Origin of the sequence: Salarchaeum sp. JOR-1 (genome assembly GCF_007833275.1) — an archaeon.
In the GTDB taxonomy this organism is placed as follows: domain Archaea; phylum Halobacteriota; class Halobacteria; order Halobacteriales; family Halobacteriaceae; genus Salarchaeum.
Window position 1 is genome coordinate 1,460,015 of sequence record NZ_CP042241.1, and the last position, 25,578, is coordinate 1,485,592.

Annotated in this window: 27 protein-coding genes; 17 read left to right on the plus strand and 10 right to left on the minus strand. The window is 68.7% G+C overall.

What is annotated here, in order from left to right; all coding sequences use genetic code 11:
* The first annotated feature begins 31 nt into the window (after positions 1-31).
* From FQU85_RS08700 to FQU85_RS08715, 4 genes are read left to right on the plus strand one after another with little or no spacing between them, the layout of a single operon-like run.
* Positions 32-1,579 (plus strand): class I adenylate-forming enzyme family protein, encoded by a 1,548-nt coding sequence (locus FQU85_RS08700; RefSeq protein ID WP_145846935.1) that lies wholly within the window; start codon positions 32-34, stop codon positions 1,577-1,579.
* A complete protein-coding gene (locus FQU85_RS08705) occupies positions 1,572-2,327 on the plus strand; it encodes an SDR family NAD(P)-dependent oxidoreductase (protein WP_145846937.1) in 756 nt (251 codons plus the stop codon). Before FQU85_RS08700 ends, FQU85_RS08705 begins: the two co-directional genes overlap by 8 nt.
* Entirely contained in the window at positions 2,328-3,023 is a 696-nt protein-coding gene (locus tag FQU85_RS08710) for an HAD family hydrolase (RefSeq protein ID WP_145846939.1), read from the plus strand. It begins immediately after the preceding gene.
* Positions 3,020-3,295: a hypothetical protein gene (locus tag FQU85_RS08715; RefSeq protein ID WP_145846942.1), complete on the plus strand. Its 276-nt coding sequence runs from the start codon at positions 3,020-3,022 to the stop codon at positions 3,293-3,295. Before FQU85_RS08710 ends, FQU85_RS08715 begins: the two co-directional genes overlap by 4 nt.
* On the opposite strand, the gene FQU85_RS08720 is transcribed toward FQU85_RS08715, so the two are convergent.
* Complete coding sequence (locus FQU85_RS08720; protein ID WP_145846944.1) at positions 3,260-4,015, minus strand: NAD-dependent protein deacylase; 756 nt, start codon at positions 4,013-4,015, stop codon at positions 3,260-3,262. The genes FQU85_RS08715 and FQU85_RS08720 overlap by 36 nt on opposite strands.
* Before the next feature lie 298 nt (positions 4,016-4,313).
* Positions 4,314-5,528, minus strand: coding sequence for an acyl-CoA dehydrogenase family protein (locus tag FQU85_RS08725; RefSeq protein WP_145846946.1), 1,215 nt, complete (start codon positions 5,526-5,528; stop codon positions 4,314-4,316).
* A gap of 102 nt (positions 5,529-5,630) precedes the next feature.
* Here FQU85_RS08725 and FQU85_RS08730 point away from each other — a divergent pair, with 102 nt between their 5' ends.
* Positions 5,631-6,704, plus strand: coding sequence for a phosphotransferase family protein (locus tag FQU85_RS08730; protein WP_145846948.1), 1,074 nt, complete (start codon positions 5,631-5,633; stop codon positions 6,702-6,704).
* Positions 6,701-7,150, plus strand: a complete 450-nt coding sequence (locus FQU85_RS08735) for a MaoC family dehydratase (RefSeq protein ID WP_145846950.1) — start codon at positions 6,701-6,703, stop codon at positions 7,148-7,150. The genes FQU85_RS08730 and FQU85_RS08735 overlap by 4 nt, the downstream gene beginning before the upstream one ends.
* Here FQU85_RS08735 and FQU85_RS08740 read toward each other — a convergent pair.
* Both FQU85_RS08740 and FQU85_RS08745 read right to left on the minus strand, forming a co-directional pair.
* Positions 7,147-7,944, minus strand: a complete 798-nt coding sequence (locus tag FQU85_RS08740; RefSeq protein WP_145846952.1) for an enoyl-CoA hydratase/isomerase family protein — start codon at positions 7,942-7,944, stop codon at positions 7,147-7,149. The two genes, FQU85_RS08735 and FQU85_RS08740, sit on opposite strands and share 4 nt — an antisense overlap.
* A gap of 77 nt (positions 7,945-8,021) precedes the next feature.
* Positions 8,022-9,392: an FAD-binding oxidoreductase gene (locus tag FQU85_RS08745; protein WP_145846954.1), complete on the minus strand. Its 1,371-nt coding sequence runs from the start codon at positions 9,390-9,392 to the stop codon at positions 8,022-8,024.
* An 81-nt stretch (positions 9,393-9,473) separates the two neighbouring features.
* Between FQU85_RS08745 and FQU85_RS08750 the strand changes: the two genes are divergently transcribed.
* Entirely contained in the window at positions 9,474-11,105 is a 1,632-nt protein-coding gene (locus FQU85_RS08750) for a thiamine pyrophosphate-binding protein (protein WP_145846955.1), read from the plus strand.
* On the opposite strand, the gene FQU85_RS08755 is transcribed toward FQU85_RS08750, so the two are convergent.
* Positions 11,102-11,641, minus strand: a complete 540-nt coding sequence (locus FQU85_RS08755) for a MaoC family dehydratase (protein ID WP_145846957.1) — start codon at positions 11,639-11,641, stop codon at positions 11,102-11,104. The two genes, FQU85_RS08750 and FQU85_RS08755, sit on opposite strands and share 4 nt — an antisense overlap.
* A 67-nt stretch (positions 11,642-11,708) precedes the next feature.
* Here FQU85_RS08755 and FQU85_RS08760 point away from each other — a divergent pair, with 67 nt between their 5' ends.
* Together FQU85_RS08760 and FQU85_RS08765 are read left to right on the plus strand one after the other, a co-directional pair.
* Positions 11,709-12,380, plus strand: a complete 672-nt coding sequence (locus FQU85_RS08760) for a LysE family translocator (protein WP_145846959.1) — start codon at positions 11,709-11,711, stop codon at positions 12,378-12,380.
* 41 nt (positions 12,381-12,421) lie between these two features.
* On the plus strand, positions 12,422-14,371 hold the full coding sequence (locus FQU85_RS08765; protein WP_145846960.1) for a hypothetical protein: 1,950 nt from the start codon (positions 12,422-12,424) through the stop codon (positions 14,369-14,371).
* Here FQU85_RS08765 and FQU85_RS08770 read toward each other — a convergent pair.
* Positions 14,368-15,123: an SDR family NAD(P)-dependent oxidoreductase gene (locus tag FQU85_RS08770; RefSeq protein WP_145846962.1), complete on the minus strand. Its 756-nt coding sequence runs from the start codon at positions 15,121-15,123 to the stop codon at positions 14,368-14,370. The two genes, FQU85_RS08765 and FQU85_RS08770, sit on opposite strands and share 4 nt — an antisense overlap.
* Before the next feature lie 96 nt (positions 15,124-15,219).
* Between FQU85_RS08770 and FQU85_RS08775 the strand changes: the two genes are divergently transcribed.
* Positions 15,220-16,227, plus strand: coding sequence for an aldo/keto reductase (locus FQU85_RS08775; protein ID WP_145846965.1), 1,008 nt, complete (start codon positions 15,220-15,222; stop codon positions 16,225-16,227).
* Here the strand turns inward: FQU85_RS08775 and FQU85_RS08780 are convergent.
* Both FQU85_RS08780 and FQU85_RS08785 read right to left on the minus strand, forming a co-directional pair.
* Positions 16,224-17,210: a cytochrome d ubiquinol oxidase subunit II gene (locus FQU85_RS08780; RefSeq protein ID WP_145846971.1), complete on the minus strand. Its 987-nt coding sequence runs from the start codon at positions 17,208-17,210 to the stop codon at positions 16,224-16,226. The genes FQU85_RS08775 and FQU85_RS08780 overlap by 4 nt on opposite strands.
* On the minus strand, positions 17,203-18,621 hold the full coding sequence (locus FQU85_RS08785; protein WP_145846980.1) for a cytochrome ubiquinol oxidase subunit I: 1,419 nt from the start codon (positions 18,619-18,621) through the stop codon (positions 17,203-17,205). The genes FQU85_RS08780 and FQU85_RS08785 overlap by 8 nt, the downstream gene beginning before the upstream one ends.
* Before the next feature lie 287 nt (positions 18,622-18,908).
* Here FQU85_RS08785 and FQU85_RS08790 point away from each other — a divergent pair, with 287 nt between their 5' ends.
* The 7 genes from FQU85_RS08790 to FQU85_RS08815 all read left to right on the plus strand — a co-directional run bounded on the left by FQU85_RS08790 (position 18,909) and on the right by FQU85_RS08815 (position 24,575).
* A complete protein-coding gene (locus FQU85_RS08790) occupies positions 18,909-20,396 on the plus strand; it encodes an aldehyde dehydrogenase family protein (protein ID WP_145846988.1) in 1,488 nt (495 codons plus the stop codon).
* 38 nt (positions 20,397-20,434) lie between these two features.
* Positions 20,435-20,941: a MaoC family dehydratase N-terminal domain-containing protein gene (locus FQU85_RS13495; RefSeq protein ID WP_206022028.1), complete on the plus strand. Its 507-nt coding sequence runs from the start codon at positions 20,435-20,437 to the stop codon at positions 20,939-20,941.
* Complete coding sequence (locus FQU85_RS13500; RefSeq protein ID WP_206022029.1) at positions 20,938-21,339, plus strand: MaoC/PaaZ C-terminal domain-containing protein; 402 nt, start codon at positions 20,938-20,940, stop codon at positions 21,337-21,339. Before FQU85_RS13495 ends, FQU85_RS13500 begins: the two co-directional genes overlap by 4 nt.
* Positions 21,340-21,428: 89 nt before the next feature.
* Positions 21,429-22,187, plus strand: coding sequence for a GTP cyclohydrolase III (locus FQU85_RS08800; RefSeq protein WP_145846992.1), 759 nt, complete (start codon positions 21,429-21,431; stop codon positions 22,185-22,187).
* A 118-nt stretch (positions 22,188-22,305) separates the two neighbouring features.
* Positions 22,306-22,845 carry an archaellin/type IV pilin N-terminal domain-containing protein gene (locus FQU85_RS08805; protein WP_145846998.1) on the plus strand — a complete coding sequence of 180 codons (540 nt, stop codon included), beginning with the start codon at positions 22,306-22,308 and terminating at the stop codon, positions 22,843-22,845.
* A gap of 228 nt (positions 22,846-23,073) precedes the next feature.
* Positions 23,074-24,306, plus strand: coding sequence for a DNA polymerase IV (dinB, locus tag FQU85_RS08810; RefSeq protein WP_370516755.1), 1,233 nt, complete (start codon positions 23,074-23,076; stop codon positions 24,304-24,306).
* Positions 24,303-24,575 carry a hypothetical protein gene (locus tag FQU85_RS08815; RefSeq protein WP_145847003.1) on the plus strand — a complete coding sequence of 91 codons (273 nt, stop codon included), beginning with the start codon at positions 24,303-24,305 and terminating at the stop codon, positions 24,573-24,575. The genes dinB and FQU85_RS08815 overlap by 4 nt, the downstream gene beginning before the upstream one ends.
* On the opposite strand, the gene tpiA is transcribed toward FQU85_RS08815, so the two are convergent.
* Entirely contained in the window at positions 24,572-25,213 is a 642-nt protein-coding gene (tpiA, locus tag FQU85_RS08820; protein WP_145847005.1) for a triose-phosphate isomerase, read from the minus strand. The two genes, FQU85_RS08815 and tpiA, sit on opposite strands and share 4 nt — an antisense overlap.
* A 39-nt stretch (positions 25,214-25,252) precedes the next feature.
* Positions 25,253-25,543, minus strand: a complete 291-nt coding sequence (locus tag FQU85_RS08825; RefSeq protein ID WP_145847007.1) for a PRC-barrel domain-containing protein — start codon at positions 25,541-25,543, stop codon at positions 25,253-25,255.
* Between the last annotated feature and the right edge of the window lie 35 nt (positions 25,544-25,578).

Consider the following 25,578-nt stretch of genomic DNA (forward strand, 5'->3'; position numbering starts at 1 on the left):
GATAATGGCAAATGTTACAGAATGTCATGGTATGGACGTTCCGGCATACCTACAGAACGCCGAGCGAACGAACGCCGCCGCGCTGTTCGACGCGACGGCCGACCAGCGACCCGACGCCACAGCAATCGAGGGCGAGAACCGCTCGTTCACGTTCAGCGACCTCCGCGAGCGCTCGCGCGCGCTCGCCGGCGGCCTCCACGACCGCGGCCACACCGAGGGCGACCGCCTCCTCCTCTACCTCCCGAACTGCCCCGAGTACGTCACCACCATCCTCGGGGGCCTCCGCGCCGGCGTCGTCGTCTCCCCCGTCAACCCCCAGTACAAGGCCCGCGAACTCGCACACCAGCTCGACGACACCGACGCGAGCGCCGTCGTCACCCACCCCGCCCTCGTCGAATTCGTCCACGAGGCCGCCACCGACATCGGCGCGGATCCCGACGTGCTCACCGTCAGCGAATCCACCGCGGACACGACCGCGCTCCACGGGGTGTCCGGCGACCCGACGACGGTGGACGTGGCCGCGGACACGACCGCGATGCAGCCCTACACCTCCGGAACCACCGGACAGCCGAAGGGCGTGCTGCTCACGCACGGCAACCTCCGCGCACAGGCGTTCTCGGGGTTCCAGTTCACCACCCTCCCGCCCGAGGAGCAGCGCGAACTCGTCTTCCTCCCGCTCTACCACATCACGGGGTTCACGCACTCCACGTGGCAGACCCTGATTCGCGGCGGTACGGCGTTCGTCCGGAACCCCGCGGAGTGGAGCGCCGAACGCTGCATGCGGGAAATCGAAGACCACGAGATCACGAGCTTCATCGGCGTCGCGACGATGTTCGTGGACATGGTGAACGACGAGTCCTTCGGCGAGTACGACCTCTCCTCGCTCGACACCGTCAACGAGGGCGGCGCGAAGATGCCCGTCGCCGTCCAGGAGCGATTCGAGGACAGCACGGGCGTCGCGATGAGCGAAGGCTACGGGCTCACCGAGACCACCGCCGCCACCCACACCGGCGTCGGGTCGTCGTTCGGGTACAAGCCCGGCACCATCGGTCAGCCGCTCCGCATGACGGACGCGAAAATCGTGGACGCCTCGGGGAACGAGGTCGAACCCGGCGAGACCGGAGAACTCCTCGTGCGCGGCCCCCAGGTGATGAAGGGCTACCACGACCTCCCGGACGCGACCGACGAAGCGTTCACCGACGAAGGCTACTTCCGCACCGGCGACATCGCGCGCCGGGACGCCGAGAACTACTACGAGATCGTCGACCGAAAGAAGCACATGATCAACACCGCGGGCTACAACGTCTACCCGAGCGAGGTCGAATCCCTCCTCTACGAACACCCCGCCGTGGCCGACGCCGCCGTCGTCGGCATCCCGGACGACCGCCGGAACGAGACCGTGAAGGCGTTCGTCGTCCGAACAGCCGACGCGGACGTGACCGCGGACGACATCCGGGAGTTCTGCCTCGACAACCTCGCGGAGTACAAACACCCCCGGGAGGTCGAGTTCGTCGACGACCTGCCGCGGACGGCGAGCGGGAAGGTGCAGAAGTTCAAACTGGTGACCGACGATGCGTGAGGGCGTCGCGTTCGTCACCGGCGCGAGCCAGGGCATCGGCGAGGCCATCGCGCGGCGGTTCGCGGAGGGCGATTTCGCGGTCGCGCTCGCCGCGCGCAGCGACACCACGACCCTCGCCGACGAACTCGGGGACGCGCTCGCCGTCGAGTGCGACGTGACCGACGAAGCGAGCGTCGAATCAGCCATCGACGCGACCGTCGCGGAGTACGGCGGACTGGACGTGCTCGTGAACAACGCCGGAATCGCCGGCCCGACGCAGCCGGTCGAAGACGTCGAGCGCGAGGAGTGGGCTGCGACCCTCGAGACGAACCTCACCGGCCCCTTCCTCTGCGCGAAACACGCGGCGAGCGCGCTCCGCGACAGCGACGAGGGGAGCATCGTCAACGTCTCCTCGGTGGGCGGGAAGCGCCCCTACCCGAACCGAAGCCCGTACGCCGCCTCGAAACTCGGCCTCGTCGGACTCGGCCGTACGCTCGCCGCCGAGTTCGGCGAGGACGGAGTCACCGTGAACACCATCTGTCCCGGTCCGGTCGCCGGCGACCGCATCGAGAACGTCATCGAGAAGCAGGCCGAAGCGCGCGACACCACGCCCGAGGACGTGAAACGCCAGGAGTACCTCGGGGATCTCATGCTGGACGAGATGGTGACGCCCGCGGAAGTCGCCGACGTCGCGTACCGCCTCGCCGTCCAGCACCGACACGTCACCGCCCAAGACGTTAACGTGGACGCGGGCATGACGTGGTACTAGATGGAGTACGACGCGGTCTTCTGGGACATCGGTGGCGTGCTGCTCGACGTGGACTCGGTGCGCGAAGCCCACACGCGGTTCATGGAGCGCTTCGTCGCCGCGCACGGTCTCGACGCCGACCCGCGAGCGGCGCTCGAGGAGTGGCGCGGCGTCGTCGGCCGCCAGTTCCGCGAACGAGACGGGAACACGTACCAGTCCGCGTACGAGGCGTACGCGCTCGCGCTCTCCGAGGTCGTCGGCCGCGACCTCGACGACAGCGAGTGGGTCTCGCTCTTCCGCGCGACCTCCCGGCGGTACCTCCGACCGACCCCGCACGCACGCGAGGTCGTCGCCGCGCTCGCCGACGCCGGCGTCTATCAGGGAATCGTGAGCGACGTTGACACTGATGAGGGCGAGTTCATCCTCTCCTTGTTCGGCGTTCTCGACCACGTTGACGACGTGACGACGAGCGAGGCCGTCGGCCGTACGAAACCCGACGACGCGATGTTCGAGACCGCGCTCGCGAAGAGCCGCGCCGCGCCCGAGCGAACGGTGATGGTCGGGGATCGCTACGACCACGACGTGGCCGGGGCCGCCCGCCACGGAATCAGCGGCGTCGCGTTCGGCCCCGACGCACACGGCCCGGACGCGAGTCACCGAATCCACGATCTCCGCGACGTACTCGACATCGTCGGCGTCCCGCGGGGTGACCGATGACGCTCCCCGAACCGTCCACGGTCGCCGCCGCGCTCCACGAACGCCTGCTTCGACCAGTGCGGCGCGACCTCCGGCCGTTCCTCCACGAGACCGTGGAACGCGGCGACCCAGTGAGTCACGTCGTCCTCGCTCTCCTCGCGGGGCTGGTCGCGTTCGCGGTTACGACACTCGCCGCGGCGCTTGTTGTCGTCCCGGCAGCGCTCTACGCGGTCGTGTACGGGTTCGTCGCGGCTACCTTACGCCTCGTGAACGCGTTCCGCTATCGCCGGTAGCGCGTCCGTCACGTCCGCCTGGAGCACGACAGACGCGAGTTCGTCCGCCCGCGTCTCGTCGAGGTTCACCACGACCAGACTGCCGTCGCGCGCGGCGGTCGCCGGGAGCGAGGCCGCGGGGTCGACCGTCAGCGAGGATCCGACGGCGAGGAAGGCGCCGCTGCGCTCCGCGAGGTCGCGGGCGTCGTGCAGCGCATTCGCCGGGAGTTGCTCGCCGAACAACACCACGTCGGGTTTGAGAACGCCGCCGCACTCGCAGGTCGGCGGGAGCTCGCCGTCCGCTGCGCGCCGTCGCGCGTCGGCCGCGTCGCTCCGCCGACCGCACTCCTCGCAGGCGACGCGCTCGGCGTTCCCGTGGAGTTCGATGACGCGGTCGCTCCCCGCGTCTTGGTGGAGGCCGTCCGTGTTCTGGGTGATGACGCCGTCGATGGCACCCGTGGCTTCGAGGTCTGCGAGCGCGCGGTGGGCGGCGTTCGGTTCGACGCCGTCTGGCCGCATCGCGTCGTAGAGGTCGAGCCGGTCGCGCCAGAACCCCGCGGGGTCGCGGTCGAACCGCCGCCGGTGGAAGTCCTGCGGGTCGAACTTTTCGCCCCAGATGCCGTCCTCGCCGCGGAAACTTGGGATGCCGGACGCGGTGGAGACGCCCGCCCCAGTGAGCACACTCACGGTCTCCGCGTCCCGCACCAGCGCCGCGACGCGCGCTATCGCTTCGTCGTCCATACCTGTGGGTGGGCGTTCTCGCGGAAAAGTGGCGTGCAGGCGACACGGCCAGTCGCGCACGGGAGTGTGTCGCCGTCACCGAACCGGACTCCCGCACGCCGCTCGTCAGTACATCACCCGCCGCTGGCCGCGCCCTCCTATTTGAACGTTCACCTCTGTGTGGGGCGGCGCGGAAGCGGAGCCGTCAGCGCGCCTCTGGCGCGCTGTTCTCGCGAGCGCGGAGCGCTCGCGTCTTTTTCCCTCCAGGTTTTTTGGGTGAGGGGGTCGCGAAGCGACCCCCTCACAGTAAAAAGGTGGGCTAGAAGCGCGTGAGGGCTTCGAGTTCGAACTCGTGTTGGTCTGCGTCGCTGAGTGCGTCGCGGGCGATGACGCGTTTGTGGACTTCGTCCGCGCCGTCGACGATGCGGAACTGGCGGACGCTCTCGTAGAAATCGGCGAGCGGGAGGTCTTTGCCGATGCCGTTCCCGCCACACATCTGAATGGTCTGGTCGATGACGTTCTGGCAGGTGTTCGCGGCGAACACTTTCGTCATGGCGACGGGGATGCGGGCCTCGTTGCCCTGATTGATCTGGCGGGCGGCGTGCCGGACCATGGTGCGGGCGGCGTGGAGGTTGATTTCGGCGTCCGCGATTTCGAATCGGAGGGCTTGTTTCTCGCTGAGCGGCTCGCCGAAGGCTTCGCGTTCCGAGATGTAGGCTTTCGCGATGTCGAGCGCGCGCTGGGCCATCCCGGAGTACCGCATGCAGTGGGTGAGGCGGGCGGGGCCGAGGCGGGCTTGTGCGTGACTGAAGCCTTCGTTGCGCTCGCCGAGCAGCGCGTCCTCGGGGACGCGCACGTCGTCGTATTCGATTTCGGCGTGGCCGATGCCGGTGACGTTCCCGCCGGTGTGGGGGATGTCGCGAACGACGTTCACGCCGTCGGTGTCCGCATCGACGAGGAAGAGCGAGCAGCCGTTGTAGGGGTGGGCGTCGGGGTCGGTGACGGCCATGACGATGAGCACGTCGGCTTCGGTGCCCTGCGTCGTCCACCACTTGTGGCCGTTGATGACCCATTCGTCGCCGTCTTTTTCGGCGGTGGTCGCCATCATCTTCGGGTCGCTCCCGCCGCCCTGAATCGGTTCGGTCATCGAGAACGCGCTCCGGATTTCGCCCTGGACGAGTGGACGGAGGTACTCCTCCTTCTGGGCTTCCGTGCCGAATGTTTCGAGGGTGTGCATGTTGCCCTCGTCGGGGGCTTCGACTTTGATCGCGGGCGCGCCGAGGAGGCTGCGGCCGGCTTCCTCGAACACGGGGAGCATGTCGCGGTAGCTGAGGCCGTGACCCCCGTACTCCTCCGGAAGGTGGGGCGCGTACACGCCGTAGTCGCGCGCTTCCTCGCGGAGTGCGTCCAGTTGGTCGTCGCTGATGGGGTCACCGCCCAGCACGTCGCGCTCGACGGGGATGACGACCTCGTCGACGAACTCACGGGTCTTCTCGGCGAACTCGACCGCACGCTCGGAATCGTCGTACTCCATACGCTCTCTTGGTGAATACAATGTAAAAAGATTCGTCCTAGTTGGCATCGATCGGTAATTCCTATCCATACCTATTCGTACGAGGAGCTAGAACCCCCGGGTATGGCAGACGATACGAGCGAGGCCTACTTCGCTCGGCTCGTGGACGAGGACGCGTTGCGGGCGTTCCTCGAAGCGGAACTCGGGCCGACGGACGCCTACGATGTCGAGCGGCACGCGGAAGGACACTCGAACGAGACGCTGTTCGTCCAGTGGGGCGACGACGATCTCGTAATCCGGCGACCGCCGCCGGGCGAGACGGCGGACACCGCGCACGACGTGCTCCGAGAGTACCGCGTCATCGACGCCCTCCAAGACACGGACGTGCCGGTGCCGCCGACGGTCGCGGCGTGTGACGACCACGCCGTCATCGGGAGCGACTTCTACGTGATGGAGCGCGTGCCCGGCGACGTGCTGCGCGACGACGAGCCCGAGCGGTTCGCGAACCTCGACTCCCGGCAGCGAATCGGCGAGGAGCTCGCGGACACGCTCGCGGCCATCCACGGCGTGGACTACGAGGCGGTCGGGCTCGGCGAACTCGGGCGGCCCGCGGGCTACACGCGCCGACAGGTCGACCGCTGGGGAAAACAGCTCTCGTGGGCGTTCGAGGTCACCGCGGACGACCGCGAGGTTCCGAAGCTGAAGCGCGTCGGCGACTGGCTGGACGAGCACTGCCCCGAAGACCACCCGAAGACACTCGTCCACGGCGATTACAAGCTCGACAACGTCCTGTACGCGCCGGGTACGCCCCCCGAACTGACGGGCGTGTTCGACTGGGAGATGAGCACGCTCGGAGACCCGCGGGCCGACCTCGGGTGGATGCTCTCCTACTGGCGGGACGCGAAAGACCCCGAGCCCGCCGTCCCCGAACTGGAGGCGACGTTCATGCAGCGAGAGGGGTATCCGACCCGGGTCGAACTCGTGGCGCGCTGGGAGAACCAGACTGGCTTCGACTTCGAACACGAGCGGTTCTACCGCGCGCTCGCCGTCTACAAGCTCGCCGGACTCGGCGAGATGTTCTACCGGCGCTACCTCGAGGGGAACTCGGACGACCCGATGTATCCGCTGATGGAGGAACGCGTGCCCGCGCTCGCAGACCGCGCCGTCCGCATCATCGAGGGGGAGGAGCCGCTGTGACGTACTACGAGGACTTCGACGTGGGCGACGTTGAGGAGTTCGGGTCGTACACGGTGTCGAAGGAGGAAATCGTGGAGTTCGCGGAGCAGTTCGACCCGCAGCCGTTCCACGTGGACGAGGAGGCGGCGGCGGAGTCGCCCTTTGGCGGGCTCATCGCGTCCGGCTGGCACACGGCGTCGCTCTGGATGAAGCTCATGGTCGAACACCACTACGACGACGCGGCGAGCCTCGGATCGCCGGGCGTGGAGGAGATTCAGTGGACCGAACCCGTTCGGCCCGGTGACACGCTCTCCGTCCGCCTCGAAGTCGCGGAGAAACGCCCGCTGGAGAGCGACCCCTCGCGGGGATTGCTCACCACGGACACCGCGATGTTCAACCAGGACGACGAGGTCGTGATGACGATGCGCGGAAAAGCGTTCTACGAGCGGCGGAACCCCGACGCCTAGCGCCCCTCGAACTCGGGATCTCTGTCTTCGAGGAACGCCCGGACGCCTTCTTCGTGGTCGTGCGTGTCGAAGACGACGCCCTGCGCGACGGCCTCGTCCGTCATCGCCTGGTCGATGGTCTTCTCGAACCCTTCGTCGATGAGGCGTTTCGCGTGCCGGAACGCCGCCGTCGGGCCGGACGCGATTCGTTCGACCATCGCGTCCGCCTTCGCGTCGAACTCCTCGCTCCCGTAGACGTGGTTGAACAGCCCGAGGTCGTGCGCGCGCTCCGCGCCCATGATCTCGCCGGTGTAGACGAGTTCCTTCGCGACGTTCGTCCCCACCACGCGCGGCAGGAGGTAGGACGTGCCGGCGTCCACGGAGAGGCCGACCTGCCGGAACACGAACCCGATGCTCGCGTCCTCGGTCGCGAGCTGGACGTCGCACGCGATGGCGAGGTTCGCGCCCGCGCCCACGGCGGGGCCGTCCACCTTCGCGATGGTGGGGAGCGGGAACTCGACGAGGAGCGCGAGCGTCTCGCTCGTCGTGCGCTCCAGGGTCTTCACGGCCTCCTCCAGGGATTCGTCGGAGTCGAGTCGGTTCTTCATCGCGGCGATGTCGCCGCCGGCGCTGAACGCGCCGCCCGACCCCTGCACGACGACGGCGCGGGCGTCGTCGACCTCGTCGCGGACGTGTTCGAGGCGGTCGCGCAGGCCCGCGGTTAGCTCGCGGGAGAGCGCGTTCCGGCGCTCGGGCTGGTCGAGCGTGATGGTCGCGACACCGTCCTCCACGTCGAGCGTGACTGCGTCACTCATACCGCGACCCACACCGCGAACCCCGAAAAACCTTCCCCAGAGCTGTTAGGAATCTTCGCTAGTTCGCTTTACAGTGCTTATTCTTCGGGGATGACTTTTCCGGGGTTGAGCAAGCCCTTCGGGTCGATGGCGTCCTTCACGGCCCGCATCACGTCCACGGTGTTCGCGTGCTCGTCGCTCATGAAGCCGCGTTTTCCGATGCCGACGCCGTGTTCGCCGGTCGCGGTGCCGCCCATCTCGATGGCGGCCTGCACGACCTCGTTGTTGTACGCCATCGCGCGAACCACGTGGTCTTCGTCGTCCCGGTCGACGAGCGGCGTGTAGTGGAGGTTGCCGTCTCCCGCGTGCCCGACGAGCGGGACGAGCAGGTCGTACTCGTCGGCGAGTTCGTGCGCGCGCTCCACGATGTCGGGGTAGTTCGTGATCGGGACGACCACGTCGCCGATGACGGCCACGTCGAGGTCGGGGTCGTACGCGCGCGCCGCGGGCAGGGCCTCGCGGCGGGCCTCCCAGACGTCCGCCATCTCGTCGCCGGGCTCGATCCACTCGACGACCCCGTGGTCGCGGCAGAGGTCCTCGACGAACGCGTAGTCCTCGTCGATGCCGCTGGTGTTTCCGTGGAGTTCGACCAGGAGGGTCGGGCGCTCGGCGAGCGTGAGGTCGTCGCGGTTCTCGTTCAGGAGTTCGATGGACTGCGCGTCCATGAACTCGATCGCGCCGGGTTTCACGCCCGCGCCGATGACGTCGCTGACGGCGCGGCAGGCGTCGCGCGCGCTCTCGAACGCGACGAGCGCCGCCCGCTTCTCCGCGGGGATGCCGGCGAGTTCGACGGTCGCGTCCGTCACCACGCCGAGCGTGCCCTCGCTCCCGACGAGCAAGTCCGTGATGCTGTACCCCGACGAGGTCTTCACGACGTTCCGGCCGGCCTCCACGACCTCGCCGTCGGGGAGGACGGCTTCGATGCGGCGGACGTGGTCGCGGGTCTCGCCGTACCGGACGGCGTTGAACCCGCTCGCGTTCGTCGCGATCATCCCGCCGATGGTCGCCACGTCGCCGCTGGAGATGCCGGGCGGGAAGCGGAGGCCGTCGCCGGCGAGCGCCTCGTTCAGGTCGTCGTAGACGACGCCGGGGCCGACGCGCGCGGTGAGCGTGTCCGGGTCGGCGTCCACCCACGTCATCTCCTTCGTCGAGAGGACGATCCCGCCCTCGACCGGGATGGCGTTCCCTTCGAGGCCGCTCCCGCCGCTCCACGGCGTCACCGGAACGTCCCGCTCGTACGCCGCCGCGAGCACGTCCGAGACCTCGTCGGTGGTCTCCGGCCACACGACCGCGTCGGGCGTCGACGGGTGGTGTGGGCTGGCGTCCCGGGCGTACTGCTCGCGCCGCGATTCGGTGAACGAGCACTCGGCGTCGAGGTCTCGGAGGAACGAGACGTCGTGGTCGGTCATACACGGTCGTTCGTGTACGTGTCCCTAAAGGTTCGCCCGGGCATCGCCAACAGTTATTGCGCTCCCCGCGACTCACTCGGTATGCGCGTGAGCGAGGCCGTCGTCGACCGATTGGTCGCACACGGCATCGATACGGTGTTCGGCATTCCCGGAAAGCAAACCCTCCCCCTGAACGACGGCATCGGGTCGCGTGACGGCATCGACTTCGTCGTCGCCCGCCACGAGACCGCCGTCACGCACGAGGCGTGGGGGTACGCCGAGACGTCCGGTGAGATGGCGGCGACATGCGTCGTCCCCGGTCCCGGCGACATGAACGCGATGAACGGCCTGAAGAACGCGCTGAACGACTGCACGCCCCTCCTCCACCTCGCCGTGGAGACCGAACCCGAGGTTCGGGGCGGCGACGGCATCCACGAGACGCCGCCCGACACGTACGACAACGTCGTGAAGGAGAACGTCCTCGTGGAGAACCCCGAGGCCGCGCTCGCGGAAATCGAGCGCGCCATCGCGATCGCCCAGACCGCGCCGAAGGGCCCCGTCCGCGTGGGCATCCCGAAGAACTTCCTCCCGATGGACGTGACGCTCGCCGAACCCGGAGACTACGCGACGGAGTCCGTGCGCGGCGTGGACGAGGCCGCGCTCGGCGACGCCGCCGAGCACCTGAACGAGGCCGAGAACCCCGTGGTGCTCGCGGGCGGCGGCGTGCGCTCCGCGGACGCGTCCGGCGCGCTCGTCGGCGTCGCGGAGGCCCTCGACGCGCCCGTCGTCACCACGTACAAGGGAAAGGGGACGATTCCGGAAGACCACGACCTCTCCGCGGGCGTGCTCTGCGGCGGCGCGAGCCCCGACCTCCTCGCCCTGCTCTCGGAGTCGGACGCCATGCTCGCGGTCGGCACGGACTTCGACGCGGTCGCCACCCGCTCGTGGACGGTCGACGTTCCGGACACCCTGGTGCACGTCACGCTCGACCCCGAGGACGTGGGGACGGGATACGAGCCGTCGGTGGCGCTCGTCGCGGACGCGGGCGCGGCGCTCGCCGGTCTCGCGGGTCGCCTCGAACACACCGAGACCCGGGACGGCGCGGCGCGCGCGCAGGCCGTGCGGGAGGCGGACGCCGACCGGATGGCCGACCTCCGCGACACCGCACAGGCGCCGCTCACGTCGGTCGCCGCGCTCTCGGCCGTCCGCGACGCCACCCCCCGCGACGCGCCCGTCTCCGCGGACGCCGGCGGCTTCCGCATCTGGACGCTCGTCTCCTTCCCCGCGTACGGCCCGCGCTCGTACGTCAATCCGGGGTCGTGGGCGACGATGGGAACCGGCCTCCCCGCGGCCATCGGCGCGGCGCGCGCGAACCCCGGCGAGGGCGTGCTCGCGCTCTCCGGCGACGGCGGCCTCATGATGTGCGTTCACGAACTCCACACCGCCGCCGTCGAAGACCTTCCGGTGGTGCTCGTCGCGTTCAACAACAGCGACTACGCCATCATCTCCGAGGAGGCCGAGCGCTCGTACGGCCTCGACGCCTACGACTGGCCGGAAACCCCGCTCTCGCTCTCGACGATTGCGGAGGGAATGGGCGTGACGACCGCGCGCGCCGAGACGCCCGACGAGATTCGCGAGGCCGTCGACGCGGCGTTCGACCGGGACGGCCCGACGCTCGTCGAGGTGCCGACCGACCCGGCCGAACCGCAGGCGAGCGTCCACATGCGCGACTAATCTTCGGGCTGCGTGCCGACGCCCTCGGGCCACCCGGGCGGCTGTTCGGGCGACACGCTCGCGTGCTCGCGCTTGCGCACCATCGGCGTTCGCTCAAGCGACAGCACCTTCGTCCCGTCCTGATTGTACGCCCGCAGTTCCGTGGTGACGACGCCGACGTGGTCTCTGCTGTCGAGTTCGCGCTTCGAGAGGACCTCCGACTCCGCGAAGATGGTGTCCCCGTGGAAGACGGGCGCGTGGTGCTGGACGCCGTCGTATCCGAGGTTCGCGGTGGCGTTCATCGACACGTCCACGACGCTCATTCCCACCGCGAGCGCGATGACGAACGTCCCGTCCACGAGGCGTTCGCCGAACTCCGTCTCCGACGCGTAGGCCTCGTTGAAGTGCATCGGATTCACGTTCATGGTGAGGTTCGTGAACCAGACGTTGTCCGTCTCGGTGACGGTCCGCCCGTACGGGTGCTTGTACACGTCGCCCGTCTCGAAGTCCTCGTAGAACCGTCCCTGCCAGCCCTCGACTACGGTCGTGTCCGACATGGCGCGCCGTACGACACCGCGGCGCAAAGAACGCGGTGTTTTTCACGGCACGCCGCCCACTCGAACCATGTTCGCGTCAGTCGCCGCGGGCGTCGCGTTCGGCCTCGCGCTCGCAGCGCCGCCGGGGCCGATGAACGCCGTCATCGCCGAGGAAGCCGTGCAGCGCGGCTGGCGGAAGGGCGCGCGCGCCGGTCTCGGCGCGGCGACCGCCGACTTCTGTTTCTTCCTGCTCGCGCTGGTGGGCGTGGTCGCCGTCGTCACCGACCTCCCGCTCCTCCACGCGGGCCTGCTCGCCGTCGGCGGCGTCCTCATGCTGTACTTCGCGTACGGCGCGTACCGCGGCGTCTCCGAGTCGTTCCGTGAGGCCGGCACGGGCCGAGTCGCGGGGACGGGCTTCCAGCGCGCGTTCGTCCTCGCTATCACCAACCCCTACCAGCTCGCGTTCTGGCTGTCCGCCGGCGTCGCACTCGTCGAACCCGGCACGCTCGACCTCCTCAGCTACACGCCCTACCTCGGCGACTCGCTCGCGGGCGCGCTCGTCGTCCACACCGGCAGCCCCGCCCTCGTCGCCGGGTTCTTCACGGGCGTGCTCGGCTGGGTGGTCGCGTTCCCGCTCGCGTTGGCCGCCGCCGAACGACGCGTCGAAGCCCTCGCGCCCGCCGTCAGCGCGCTCTCCGCCCTCCTCCTCGCCGGATTCGGCGTCCTCTTCCTCGTCGACGCCGTGCGAACCGTCGCGTAGAGACGACACGCTCAAACCATTCGGCATCCTGACTGAACGCGATGACCTCCCGAGACGTCTCCTCACTCGTCTCGTTCTCCCTCGACGCCGACACCGGCGAACTCACCATAAGCGACGACCTCGCCGGGCTCTCCTTCTCGGTCACCCTCGCCGACCCGGGAACGCTCACGGCCGCGCCGCAGTCGCTCCTGTTTCCCGTCGATGACGCCGTGGCGCTCACGACCGACGAACTCGTGATTCCGCCAGACGCGAACGCCCGCCTCCGCGACGAGACCGGTGAGTACCGCGGCGAATTCTCCACGACGCCCCGTGAGATCCCCGAGGGAACCCACTACATCGAACTCGGCCGAATCGTGAAGACGTACGTCGTCCTCCCGCGAACGTCCGCGACCGCCGGGTACGACGCGCCCCACGCGGACGGCGGGTCGCTCCGCGTGTCGTTCCCCGAGCGCACTCGCGTCGTCGTCGGCGCGCGCTCCAGGCACAACCGCCCGCACGCCACTATCACCGTGCCGGACGACCCGCGCGCGCTCATGTCCGCCGTCGGCGCGCTCGGCGCGTCCGTGAAGGAGTGGTCGGCCGAGCGGTCGTGGCCGACGCTCCGCGGCCACCCGCCCGCCATCGAACGCGGGGACGAACTCGCGATTCCCGACGGCCTTTCCGTGCCGGACACCGGCGTTACAATCACCGTCCCGGAGACGTACGCGGACGTGTATCGGATCGCGCCGCTCGCGTTCTACCTCGGCGCGACCGTCGAACCCGGCGAGCCCGCCATCCGCCTCGACAACGGCTATACGCACGCCCTCAGCCGCCCGCTCGAACCCGCTGTCGACCGCGCGCTTGCGCGCTGTCTCCTCCTCGACACGCTCGTGCGAACGAACGGCTACTACTCCTTCCCCCGGTACGAGTACGACGAAATCGCCGCCGCCCTCCCGTTCTACCCGCCGAAACTCTACGACCGCCCGATACCCGACCAACTCCTTGAGTACTTCGAGGTGTCCTGGGAGACGCTCGCACCCGTCGTCCCGCGGTGGCCCGCGACCGCCGTTCTCGCCCCGTCAATCGAGGACGCCCCCCTCCTCCCGCACGCCCTGAACGGCCTCTGGCGCGTCCGCATCGACGACAGCGCTCCCACGCCGTCGCCGACCATCGCCACCATGGCGACGCGCGGTTCGCCGGACGCCGACACCGGCCGCCTCGTCCGCGAGGCGTTCGACCCCGAGCGGGTCGAGAGCCGAGCGACGCCCGACACCGCCACCGTAGCCGTCGCCACCGACGACCCCGACCGCGCCGCCGCCTTCCGCAACCGCCTCGACACGACCGCCCTCGACCCAGACAACGTCACCGTTGGCCGCCCCGGGGCGTCCGTTCCCACCGCCGTCGACCTCTACTACGACGACACCCGAGACGGAACCGCGACCCCTGCCCGCGGAGACGAACCGACAGTCGCGGTCACCACCGGGGACGCGGCGGGTGACACCGCGCTCGAACTCGTCCGCGCGCGCTCGGTCGCGGCGCTCGCGCTCCCCGACCGCCCCGCAACCGACGTGGCGACCGGCACACTCGAACTGCTCGCGGACGGCCATCCCCCCGCGAGCGTCGCCGACTACGGCGAAGTCAATGACGCTGTGGTTGTCGGCCGTCCGAACTATACGCCGGTTGTTCAGCCGGCCGGCTACGTTCCGGCGGTTGGGCTAGTCGATTCTCAAAGCACAACAGAGCACATACTACGATACCGTGTCAATCCGTCCGACGACCGGCCCCTGGGCGGGAGCACTCGAAATACAGACGATTTTTCGGCCGAGGTCTACCGCCTTACGGGAGTCGACTTCCGCGAACCCGGCGTGTATTCGACTGACGAAATCGTAGATGTCGCGAACCGCGACCACCACGCCTGCTGGATCAACAGCCAACTGGTCTATCCCTCGGAGACGGTCACAGCGTCGATGGTTCGGAAGTCCGCCAGGAACGCGCTCCAGGATTCGGCCTAGGTCGCGTTGAACCCGCCGTCGACGAGGAGGCCGTGGCCGGTGATGTAGGAGGAGTTCTCGCTGGCGAGGAAGGAGACGGCGTCAGCGACTTCGTCGGGGTGGCCGAGTCGGCGGAGGGGATACTGGCGTTCCATGCGTTCGCGGGCTTTCTCGGGGTCGTCGCTGCCCGCGAAGAACTCGTCGGCCATGCTGGTTTCGACGAACCCGGGGCAGACGGCGTTCGCGCGGACGCCGGCGGGGCCGAGTTCGGCGGCGATGGCGCGCGTGAAGTTCAGGACGGCGCCCTTGGTGAGGGAGTAGGTGGCGATGCGGGGGGAACCGACGACGCCGGCGAGAGAAGAGATGTTGACGATGCGTCCCTCGCCGGCCCGTTTCATGTGGGGGATTGCAGCGTGACAGCCGTTCCAGACGCCGTCGACGTTGACGGAGATGAGGCGGTCGCGGTCGGCGACGGAGACGTCTTCGACGAGCGCGGGTTCGTGGCCGACGCCGGCGTTGTTCACGAGCACGTCGAGGCCGCTGTACTCTTCGACGGTGGCGTCGATGGTGGCTTCGACGGCGTCGTGGTCGGTCACGTCGAGTTCGGTGAACGTCGCGCGTCCGCCGTCGTCCTCGACGATGTCGACGGTTTCCTGTCCGCCGTCGGGGTCGATGTCGGTGACGACGACGTGGTAGCCGTCGTCCGCGAGTTGTCGAGCGATTGCGCGGCCGATTCCGGCGCCGGCGCCGGTGACGAGAGCAGTCTCTGCCATACCCGGCGTGCGTGGCGGAACCCTAAAACGGTACGCCCCCGCGACGACGTGGCCGATTACTGAACTGTTTTCACGGCGGTCGTCCAAGGGCCGGTGATGGCAGTCAGTGACCTCGACCTCGACTTCGTGTCCTTCGGCGGAACCGGCCTCAAATCGAGCGAACTCCAGTTCGGGACGTGGCGGTTCGGCAAGCAGACCGAGGAGGGGAACGTCGAAATCGGCGAGGAGCGCGCGAAGGAACTCCTCACCGCGTACGCGGACGCCGGCGGCCGATACATCGACACCGCGGACGTGTACGGCGGCGGCGCGAGCGAGGAGTGGATCGGCGACTGGCTCAGCGACCGCGACCGGGAGCGATACACCATCGCCTCCAAGATCTACTGGCAGATCCGGGAGAACGACCCGAACAGTCGAGGGACGAACCGGAAGAACGTCCGCGACCGCATCGACGCGCTCCTCGAACGGCTCGGCACGGACTACGTGGACGTGCTCTACATCCACCGCTGGGACGACCAGACGCCGACGCGGGAGATGATGAAGACGCTGAACCGACTCGTCGAGGACGGGAAAGTCCACTACCTCGGCGCGTCCACGCTGCGGCCGAACGCGTGGAAGGTCGCGAAGGCGAACGAACTCGCGCGCGCCGAGGGCTGGGAGCCGTTCTCGGTGCTCCAGCCGCGGTACAACCTCGTCGACCGCGAAATCGAGGGAGACTACCTGGAGTTCGCGCGGAGCGAAGACCTCGCGGTGTGTCCGTGGAGCCCGCTCGGCCAGGGCTTCCTCACGGGGAAGTACACGCGCGAGGACGGCCTGACCGGCGAGTCGCGCGCGGCGGAGTCCAGTCGGTTCGAGGACGCCTACCTCACCGAGGAGAACTTCGACGTGCACGACGAACTCGAAGCGGTCGCCGAGGAGGTCGACGCGACGCCCGCGCAGACCGCGCTCGCGTGGCTCAGCCACCGCGACGGCGTCACCGCGCCAATCGTCGGCGCGCGCACCGTCGACCAGCTGGAGGAGAACCTCGGTGCGGCCGCCATCGACCTCAGCGACGACCAGGTCGACCGACTGACCGAAGCGAAGGGCGGCCCGTACAGCGGCCTCTAGTAGGTCTCTCCCGCTTCTATCGGCCCGCTGAACGTATTGTAGAGCACGACGAAGTACCCGAGCACGAGCGGCAGGAAGACCGCCATCATCAGCGTGACGAGGTTCAGTGGGAGCGTGGAGACGACGGTCTCGGAGACCGTGAGCCCGCTCGCTCGATCGATAACCGGGTACATCACGACCGCGACGAGCGCGACGAGACCGAACACCAGCCCGGCGACGGCCGCGAACGCCGCGAGGTAGGTCTCGCGGCGGATCGAGACGACGTAGGCCGCGCCGAGCACGACCGAGAGGGCGAGCAGTCCGAGAACCGGGAGCGACGTGAGCGCCGTCCGGAGACCGGGTTCCGTGACGTACATCGCGGCGACGAGCGCGACGGCGAGCGCGAGGTACGCGGCGAGCGCGGGCGGGCCGTACCGGGTGGCGTCGTCGGTATCGGCGGGGAGTTTCAGTCCGAGGAAGGCGACGGCGTCGACGACGCAGAGCGCGAGCACCGCGAGCCCGCCGACGACGCCGGGGAGCGTGACGATAGCGGGCGCGCCGACGAGCCAGTTCACGACGAACACGCCGAGCAGGAACGGCGTGACTGTGCTTCCGACGACGAAGGACGCGCTCCAGAACCGCCGCCACTGGTCGTCCTCGCGCTGTTCGTACAGCTCGGGCGCGAGGCCGCGGAGGCCGAGGCCGGCGAGGATGGCGAACATCAGGAGGTAGTACCGGCTGAACAGGGCGGCGTACACCTCGGGGAAGACGGCGAACAGCAGGCCGCCGAAGACGACGAGCCACACCTCGTTACCGTCCCAGAACGGCCCGATTGCGGAGAGGTACTGCTCTCGGTCGTGGTCGTCCGCGAGCGCGAACAGGACGCCGACGCCGAAGTCGAACCCGTCCAGCAGGAGGAACGTCCCGAGAACCAAGAACACGGCCGCGAACCAGATGTCGGGCAGCGGCAGGCCGAGCAGGGGGCCGGCGGAGAGACTACTCATCGGCCGCCACCTCCGCGTTCGCGCCGCCTGCGGTGTTTCGGAGGTCGTCGCCGGTCGGCGGCCCCTGCGTGATGATGCGGCGGACGACGTAGACGTAGAGCGTGAGGAGGAGGGCGTACCCGCCCGCGAACCCGAGGAGCGTGAACAACGCTTCGGTGCCCGTGAGCGACTGGGAGACGCCCGCGGCGGTCTTGAGGACGCCGTAAATCAGCCAGGGTTGACGCCCGACTTCGGTGACGATCCAGCCGACCTCGACGGCGACGAACCCGAGCAGCGACGTCCCCATCAGCGCCTTGTGGAGGAGGTCGTCCTCCATCAGCTCGCCGCGCCGCCACCGAACCCCGCCCCAGAACCCGAGGAGGATGAACCAGAAGCCGAGCGCGACCATGATGCGGAACGCCCAGAAGACGATTGCGACGGGCGGGTTTTCGGCGGGAATGGCTTCGAGGCCGGTGATGACGGCGCTCGCGTTCCCCCCGCTCGCGAGCCAGGACGCCATCCCCGGGATTGCGATGCCGACGAGGTCTTTCGGTCCGGGTTCGAAGATGGCGTCGACGCTCGTCGGGAACGCGACGATGTACTCGGGGACGTACGCTTCGGTGTGCCAGACGGCTTCCATCGCGGCGAACTTCTGCGGCTGGGTCTCGTAGACGTGCCGGGCGTACGCGTCCCCGTGGAGGACCTGCAGCGGCGCGGTGATGATGACGACGCCGAGCGCTATCTTCAGCGTCGCCTCCCAGAACTCGACGCTGTCGATGTCGTTGCCGCGCACGTGGTGTTTGAACACGTAGTAGGCGGCGACGCCGGCCATGAAGAGCGCGACGGAGAGCACGGCCGCGTTCTGCATGTGGACGAACATGTACGTGAAGCGCGGCGTGAAGTAGGCGGCGAGCGGGTCGGTGAGGTGGACGACGCGCCGGCCGTCCTCCACGACGACCTCGAACCCGCGCGGCGTCTGCATCCACGAGTTCGCGATGAGGATCCACACCGCCGACAGCCACGTTCCGAGACCGACGGCGACGCTGGAGAGGAAGTAGACGGCGTCGCCGACGCGTTCGCGGCCGAACAGGAACACGCCGAGGAAGGTCGCCTCCAGCATGAACGCCATCATGCCTTCGGTCGCCAGCGGGCCGCCGAACAGTTCGCCCGCCATCGTCGCGAACGCCGCGAAGTTCGTCCCGAACTCGAATTCGAGGACGAGTCCGGTGACGGTGCCGACGACGAAACTCACCGCGAATATCTTCGTCCAGAACCGCCGTAGCTGCTCGTATCGCGGGCGGCCCGTGCGGATGTCCTTGTACGTGAAGTAGACGATGAAGGGCGCGAGCCCCATGCTCATCACGGGGAAGATGATGTGGACGATCGTCGTCAGCGCGAACTGAAGCCTGCTCGCGAGCACCGGATCGACCATTACGGACACCCCTCCGCGCGTACGCGGCGGGTTCGCCGAACGGCTCCGTACGTGCTCATACGCGGCAGTTCGTTCGACAGCCGTATCAAAAAAACGGTCGTTCCCGGCGGGTGGGAGCTCGGTGTTCCGCGGTCGTGTGCGGCGGACGACGCGGCGGCCCGTGCGAGCCGAACGGCCACAACACTCTTCGCCGCGACTGTCTGTTTCCCGTTTGAACATGGGGGTTTCAGTCCTCCTCGCCCGTTGACGCCCGCCTATGTGTTCGACGCGTCAAGCGTCGGGTACGGATGCCCGAGTACACCATCGACGCCGACTGGAGCGACCTCTTCATCGACGGGGAGTGGGTGGCGAGCGAGAGCGGCGACACCATCGCGGTCGAAGACCCCTCGACGCGCGAGACGGTCACGGAGGTGCCCGCGGCGGTCGAGGCGGACGTCGACGCCGCCTACGACGCCGCCGAAGCCGCGCAGGATGAGTGGGCGGACGCGCCGCCCGCGCGACGCGAGCAGGTCGTGCAGGACTTCCTCGACGCCCTGCACGAACACGAGGACGAGATCATCGACCTCCTGGCGCACGAGGCCGGCGGGTCGACCATCATGGGCGAGACCTCGGTGCAGATCGCGTCCGACCACGCGGCGGAAGCGGCGACGCTCCCGCGGCGGACGAAGGGCGAGCACGCGGACTCCAACATTCCCGGGAAGGAGAACATCGTGCGCCGGGAGCCGAAGGGGACGGTGACGGTCATCAGTCCGTGGAACTTCCCGCTGAACCTCTCGATGCGCGCCGTTGCGCCCGCCATCGCGTCCGGGAACACGGTCGTCCTGAAGCCCGCGACGAACACGCCCATCACGGGCGGCCTCCTGTTCGCAAAACTGTTCGAGGAGGCCGGTCTGCCGGACGGCGTGCTGAACGTCGTCGTCGGCGAGGGCTCCGAGATCGGCGACCGAGTCGCCGGCCACCCCGCCAGCGACGCGGTCGCGTTCACCGGGTCGACGTCGGTGGGGCGGCGCGTCGCCGCGACCGCCGCGGAGAACCTCGCCGTCCCCGCGATGGAACTCGGCGGGAACAACGCCCACATCGTCACCGCGGACGCCGACCTCGACCGCGCGCTCGACGGCGGGACGTTCGGGACGTTCGTCCACCAGGGCCAGGTCTGCATCTCCATCAACCGCCACCTCGTCCACGAGGACGTGTACGACGAGTACGTCGAACGGCTCACCGAGCGCGCTGAAGACCTGCCGGTCGGGAGCGCGCACGCCGACGACACCGTCGTCGGCCCCATCATCGACGAGAGCCAGCGCGACGAGATGCTCGGGTACGTGAACGAGTCCGTGGCGGAGGGCGCGACGCTCGAAACGGGCGGCGAAACCGCCGATATCGACGGCATCGAGGACTCGCTCGTCGTGAAGCCGACCGTCCTCTCCGGCGTGACGAACGACATGCCCGTCGCGGCGAACGAGCACTTCGGCCCGATCGCGCCCGTCATCCCGTTCAGCGACATCGACGAGGCCGTCGCACTCGCGAACGACACCGAGTACGGCCTCTCCGGCAGCGTACACGCGGGCGACCTCCAGACGGGCACGGAGATCGCGGAGCGCGTCGAGACCGGGAACGTGCACGTGAACGACCAGCCGATCAACGACGAGGCGCACGTGCCCTTCAGCGGCATCGGCGCCTCGGGTATCGGGACGTACAACAGCGACGCGTTCCTCGACGAGATAACCGAGGCGAAGTGGATCAGCCTCCAGCGCGACGAGCGCGAGTACCCGTTCTAACCCCATCTTTTTTGCTGGGGGTCTGCGGAGTTCGGCGCGTGCCATCGCTTCCGCTCGCCGACCTCGAAGCCCAGGTCGGCGACACGCACCGGACAGTCGAGGGGTTCAGTGTCGAACGGGGGAAGGTCGCGGAGTTCGCGCGCGCCGTCGGCGACCCCGACGACGTGTATCTGGACGAGCGGGCCGCGCGCGACGCGGGCCACGACGCGATTCCCGCGCCGCCGACGTTCGCCCGCACCTCCTTTTTCCCCCGGTACCGCCCGGACGGCATCGACCACACCCTCGGATTCGAGCTGGGGTTCGACCGCTCGCGGGTCGTCCACGGTGAGCAGCGCTACGAGTACGAGCGCCCGCTCTACGTCGGCGACACGCTCACCGGCGACACCACGCTCACGGAGGTCTACCAGCGCGAGGGGCGGGGCGGCGGAACGATGACGTTCGCAGTCCTCCGCACTGACTTCAGCGACGAGTCCGGCAGTCACGTGCTCTCCGACTACAACACCCGCATCGAGACCGGGCGGGCCATCCGGGGTGACGGAGAATGACGGACTCGTTCGCGGTCGGTGATACGTTCGAGCGCGTCACGGAGGACGTGTCCCGCGAGGACTTCGTGCGGTACGCGGGCGCGAGCGGCGACTTCAATCCGATTCACTACGACGACCCGCACGCCCGGGACGCGGGCTACCCGTCCGTGTTCGGACAGGGGATGTTCACCGCGGGCGTCGCGTCCGGTCTCGTCCGGGAGACGTTCGGGCTCGCGGGCCTCCGCGAGTACGACACGCGGTTCGTCGCGCAGGTGTGGCCGGGCGACACGCTCACGACGACGCTCGAAGTCACCGGCGTCGCCGAAACCGCGGACGGCACGCGCGTCGAGGCGGACCTCGTGGTGACGAACGGCGACGGCAAGCGCGTCGTGGACGGCGGCGCGGTCGCGGTCGTGTAGTCCGCCGTGAGCGGACGCCCGCCTCCACCATCATACGTGAGACGCAACCCAAAACCGATAAACGCGGGGCGCGCTGAACTCCGCGTATCGTGACGAACACGCAGCTCACGCTCGTCCAACTCGACAACTACGGCCCGTGGACCGTCACCCCGAACCCCCGGCGAGAGGTCGACCTCCAGACCCTCCAGTCGCGGCTGTACGCCGACCTCTCCCAGCTGTTCGGCACGCGGGACGGCTACGTCTTCTTCACGCGCTTCGACAACATGGTCGCCGTGACGAACGGCGTCGACGCCGAAGACCACGCGCGCATCCAGGAGTCCATCCGGAACCGCTACCCGGTCACTATCAGCCTCTCCACCGCCGCCGCGGCCAGCCCCGCGGACGCGCTCGGCCACGCCACCGCCCGCCTCCAGGAGGAAGGGAGCGCGCAGGACGAAGACCGCACGGAAGCCCTGCTCGGCGCTCCCCTGGAGGACGACGAGCGCAGCGACGACGACGTGCAGATCGCGCACTTCGACGTGAACGACGCCACCGGCGAGTACACCGACGAACTCGACGCCTACTCCACGTTCATCCACATCGAGCAAGCGTACGCCAGCCTCATGCGGCACATGCACGAAGAACACGACTCCCTCTCCTTCTTCGTCGGCGGCGACAACATCATCGCCGTCTGCCCCGCGATGGGCGAACCCGCGTACCGCGACGCCATCGACGCCGTCCGCGACGACACCGGCGTCGACCTCAAGGTCGGCGTCGCCCGCGGCGCCACCGCCCACGACGCCGGCATGGGCGCGAAACACGCCCTCGAAGTCTGCCGCGACGACGGCACCGTCGTCGAGTACGAATAGGCCTCGCTCCTCGGAACGCCGAGCCCGCGAGCGACCGCGGGCCGGCCGCTACCCCCGTGTAGGCCAGCGCGCCTCCCGGTACTACTTTGACCTGCCCGCTCGACATATCACCTACCGGATGGGAATCCAGTCCGCCGACCGTGGCCAACTCGGAATCGAGACCATCGTCGTCTTCGTCGCGATGGTTCTCGTCGCGGCGTTAGCCGCAGGTCTCCTCGTCAATACGGCAGGCGTCCTGCAACAGGCGTCCACGAGTACCGGCCAGGAGAGCCAATCGATGGTCACCGACCGGGTCTCCCTGGTCAGCATTGTCGGAAACGTCTCCGAGAGCGGGAACTACGTCGAGCACGTTCGAGTATTGATCGGGCTGTCTCCGGGTTCAGGAACGGTGAATCTCTCACAAGCAGTAGTCTACACGAAAACGGACGAGTGGAGTCGGTGGACAGAGTTCAACAGCGACGACATTGTATTGGCGAGCGAAGACGAAGACTGCTACGCACTTACAGAAGGCGAACTCTGCACCACGGGCTTCGATGGGCGTCTGGAACCCGGTGAAGAAATCACCATCAAAATCGTCACCGCCTCGGGAGCGGTCACGCACGCCAGATTCGCGATTCCACAAGCCATTCAGGGCGAGGAAGCCGTCGTACTGCGCTAACGCGCACTCCACATCTCCTACTCCGAAAAGCGCTCCGCGGCCACCGGGAGTTGATACCTCCCCGTCAACGTCTTCACCGTACAGTCCCAACGTCTCGTTTAGTGTGCCGGGTTCCAGTTCGGCTCGGTGTATCCGACGCGGCCCGCACGCGGGTCGGTTCGAGACGGGCCGACACCGACCGCGAGTGGATTCATTCGGGCGGACTCCCGGAACTCGGGGTGACTCGCCGTGACATTGGACGAATACGCACACGACGCGAGCACGACGCGCGAGAGTCGGGTAGTGCTTCACGTCGACATGGACTGCTTTTACGCGAGCTGTGAGCGCCGCCGGGAGCCCGAGCTTCGAGGCGAGCCGGTCGTGGTGGGGATGGGGTACGAGGACGGCGAGACGACGGGCGCCGTCGCGACCGCGTCCTACGAGGCGCGGGCGTACGGCGTGGAGAGCGCGCAAGCGATCACGAGCGCGCTCGACCGGCTCCCGCGGAAGGCCGCGAACCCCGGGGATCCGGACGCGGGCCACTATCGGCCCGTGGACATGGAGTACTACCAGTCGGTCGCGGACGAGGTGAAGGAGATCCTGCACGACCTCGGGGACACCGTTCGGGAGGTGTCCATCGACGAGGCGTACCTCGACATCACGGAGCGGACGGCGTGGTCGGTCGCGGCGGGGTTCGGGCGGCACGTGAAACAGCGGATCGCGCGCGAGGTCGGGGTGCCGGCGTCCGTGGGCGTCGCGCCGAACATGAGCACGGCGAAGATCGCGAGCGACCACGACAAGCCCGACGGCCTCACCGTCGTCCCGCCGGACGACGTGAACGAGTTTCTCGCGCCGCTGGACGTGGCGCGGTTGCACGGCGTCGGGCCGGTGCGAGCGCGCGACCTGCGCGCGGAGGGCGTGCACACAATCGGCGACCTCGCCGAGACGCCGAAACACGAGGTGTCGGGCTGGTTCGGCGACCGCGGCCGCGAGCTTCACGAGCGCGCGAACGGCCGGGACGCGCGGCCGGTGGAGCCGCGCGGGAAGCCGAAGAGCCTGAGCCGGGAGTCGGCGTTCGACGGCGCGACCGACGACTTCGACCGGGTTCGGGAGCGAGCGGACGCGCTCGCGGAGGCGGTCGCGGAGCGCGCGACCCGGACGGACGCGCTCTACCGAACCATCGGAATCAAGGTCGTGACGCCGCCGTTCGACGTGAACACGCGCGCGAAGAGCCTCCCCGGGCCGGTGGACGAACCAGCGCTCGTGCACGACGTGACGCGAGAGTTGCTCGCGGAGTTCGCGGACGAGGACGTCAGAAAGGTCGGCGTCCGCGTCTCCAACCTCTCCTTCTCCGACGCGGATCAGGCGAAACTCGAGTCGTGGGCGGGGAGTTCGGAACCGCCGGGCGTCCGAGAACGGGAGTCCGACCCGGATACGGCGAACGGGATCGACGGTCAGGCGAGCCTGGGTGAGTTCGAGTGAACAAACTCCCGCGAGTATCGGAGGGCGAGTGGCAGCTAGACCGGCACACGCGCATCGTCGTCTACGAGGCCGAGGACGGAAACGAACTCCTCACCGTCTACGACTGCGCGGCCGCGCAGAAACCGCCGTCGGCGCAGGTGCGCGGAAACCTCGTCCGAATCGACGCCGACCACGCGCTTCGCCGCGCGCCGACCGGCTACCTGGTGGACATGCGGGAGAAAGCGGTGTTGGAGGCGCAGGCGGCGTCGCACTACGTGGTGCGCGCCTAGAGGTCGGTGACGAGGTCGCGGAGCGCGGCCTCGGGGTCGTCGGCCTTCGCGACGCCTGACGCGAGGAGCACGCCCTCCGCGCCGAGGTCGCGCGCGGCGGTCACGTCGTCGCCGGTGGAGATGCCCGCGCCGCAGTAGACTGGCACGTCCCCGACCTCGCCCGCGGCGTCGACGGCGGCGCGCACCACGTCCGGGTCGGCCTGACTCACCGGCGTTCCCGTCCCGATGAGTTCCGGGGGTTCGACGGCGACCGCGTCCGGCGAGAGCTGGGCGGCCGCACCGACCTGCGCGGGGTTGTTCGCGCACACGACGGTGTCGAGGTCGGCGCGCTCCGCGGCCGCGACCGCGTCGTCGATGTCCGCGAGGCGGAGGCGTTTCTCGCTGTGGTTCAGGAGCGTGCCCGCAGCACCCGCGGCGGCGGCGCGCTCCGCGAGCGTGCTTCCGGTGTGACTGCCGTGGTCGACTGGACTGACGTGCTGCGCCCACGTCTCCACGCCCGTCTCGGCGACCGCGCGCAGGTCGGCGGCCTGCGGTGCGACCGCGATTCGCGCACCAGTCTCCGCGGCGACCGCTTCGGCGGCCGTCCCGATTTCCACGGGATCACAGGGGTAGGCCTTCAGGTTCACGAGAACGAACATGACCGAACGCGCGTCCCGGGGGAGAAAAGTCCTGTCGGATTAAATCGCCAGTTCGGTCTCGTCCTCGGTTCCCTTCATGCGCTCGACGATGTCGTTCACGAGCACGATATCGCCGACGGCGCGAACCCACCGGTAGGGGATGATGACGCCCTTGTTCCCGGTCGCGTGATCCGTGAACAGGTCGCCGTTCAGCTGTCCGAGCGCGAGCCCGTTCACGACCTCTGCGTCGAGGTCGAGGCGGAGGTCTTCGATTTCACCGACGAACACACCGTTGTTGGAGTAGACCTCGCGGCCGACGAGGGTCGTGATCTCCTGCGGAGTCTCGTCCATGTCCCCGGCGATGCGTCCGCGGCCCTTAACTCTTG

Bases quoted from the DNA above. Each gene is read 5' to 3' on its own strand.
- FQU85_RS08700 (WP_145846935.1), top strand. From the start codon at position 32: ATGGACGTTCCGGCATACCTACAGAACGCCGAGCGAACGAACGCCGCC.
- FQU85_RS08705 (WP_145846937.1), top strand. From the start codon at position 1,572: ATGCGTGAGGGCGTCGCGTTCGTCACCGGCGCGAGCCAGGGCATCGGC.
- FQU85_RS08710 (WP_145846939.1), top strand. From the start codon at position 2,328: ATGGAGTACGACGCGGTCTTCTGGGACATCGGTGGCGTGCTGCTCGAC.
- FQU85_RS08715 (WP_145846942.1), top strand. From the start codon at position 3,020: ATGACGCTCCCCGAACCGTCCACGGTCGCCGCCGCGCTCCACGAACGC.
- FQU85_RS08720 (WP_145846944.1), bottom strand. From the start codon at position 4,015: ATGGACGACGAAGCGATAGCGCGCGTCGCGGCGCTGGTGCGGGACGCG.
- FQU85_RS08725 (WP_145846946.1), bottom strand. From the start codon at position 5,528: ATGGAGTACGACGATTCCGAGCGTGCGGTCGAGTTCGCCGAGAAGACC.
- FQU85_RS08730 (WP_145846948.1), top strand. From the start codon at position 5,631: ATGGCAGACGATACGAGCGAGGCCTACTTCGCTCGGCTCGTGGACGAG.
- FQU85_RS08740 (WP_145846952.1), bottom strand. From the start codon at position 7,944: ATGAGTGACGCAGTCACGCTCGACGTGGAGGACGGTGTCGCGACCATC.
- FQU85_RS08745 (WP_145846954.1), bottom strand. From the start codon at position 9,392: ATGACCGACCACGACGTCTCGTTCCTCCGAGACCTCGACGCCGAGTGC.
- FQU85_RS08750 (WP_145846955.1), top strand. From the start codon at position 9,474: ATGCGCGTGAGCGAGGCCGTCGTCGACCGATTGGTCGCACACGGCATC.
- FQU85_RS08755 (WP_145846957.1), bottom strand. From the start codon at position 11,641: ATGTCGGACACGACCGTAGTCGAGGGCTGGCAGGGACGGTTCTACGAG.
- FQU85_RS08760 (WP_145846959.1), top strand. From the start codon at position 11,709: ATGTTCGCGTCAGTCGCCGCGGGCGTCGCGTTCGGCCTCGCGCTCGCA.
- FQU85_RS08765 (WP_145846960.1), top strand. From the start codon at position 12,422: ATGACCTCCCGAGACGTCTCCTCACTCGTCTCGTTCTCCCTCGACGCC.
- FQU85_RS08770 (WP_145846962.1), bottom strand. From the start codon at position 15,123: ATGGCAGAGACTGCTCTCGTCACCGGCGCCGGCGCCGGAATCGGCCGC.
- FQU85_RS08775 (WP_145846965.1), top strand. From the start codon at position 15,220: ATGGCAGTCAGTGACCTCGACCTCGACTTCGTGTCCTTCGGCGGAACC.
- FQU85_RS08780 (WP_145846971.1), bottom strand. From the start codon at position 17,210: ATGAGTAGTCTCTCCGCCGGCCCCCTGCTCGGCCTGCCGCTGCCCGAC.
- FQU85_RS08785 (WP_145846980.1), bottom strand. From the start codon at position 18,621: ATGGTCGATCCGGTGCTCGCGAGCAGGCTTCAGTTCGCGCTGACGACG.
- FQU85_RS08790 (WP_145846988.1), top strand. From the start codon at position 18,909: ATGCCCGAGTACACCATCGACGCCGACTGGAGCGACCTCTTCATCGAC.
- FQU85_RS13500 (WP_206022029.1), top strand. From the start codon at position 20,938: ATGACGGACTCGTTCGCGGTCGGTGATACGTTCGAGCGCGTCACGGAG.
- FQU85_RS08805 (WP_145846998.1), top strand. From the start codon at position 22,306: ATGGGAATCCAGTCCGCCGACCGTGGCCAACTCGGAATCGAGACCATC.
- tpiA (WP_145847005.1), bottom strand. From the start codon at position 25,213: ATGTTCGTTCTCGTGAACCTGAAGGCCTACCCCTGTGATCCCGTGGAA.
- FQU85_RS08825 (WP_145847007.1), bottom strand. From the start codon at position 25,543: ATGGACGAGACTCCGCAGGAGATCACGACCCTCGTCGGCCGCGAGGTC.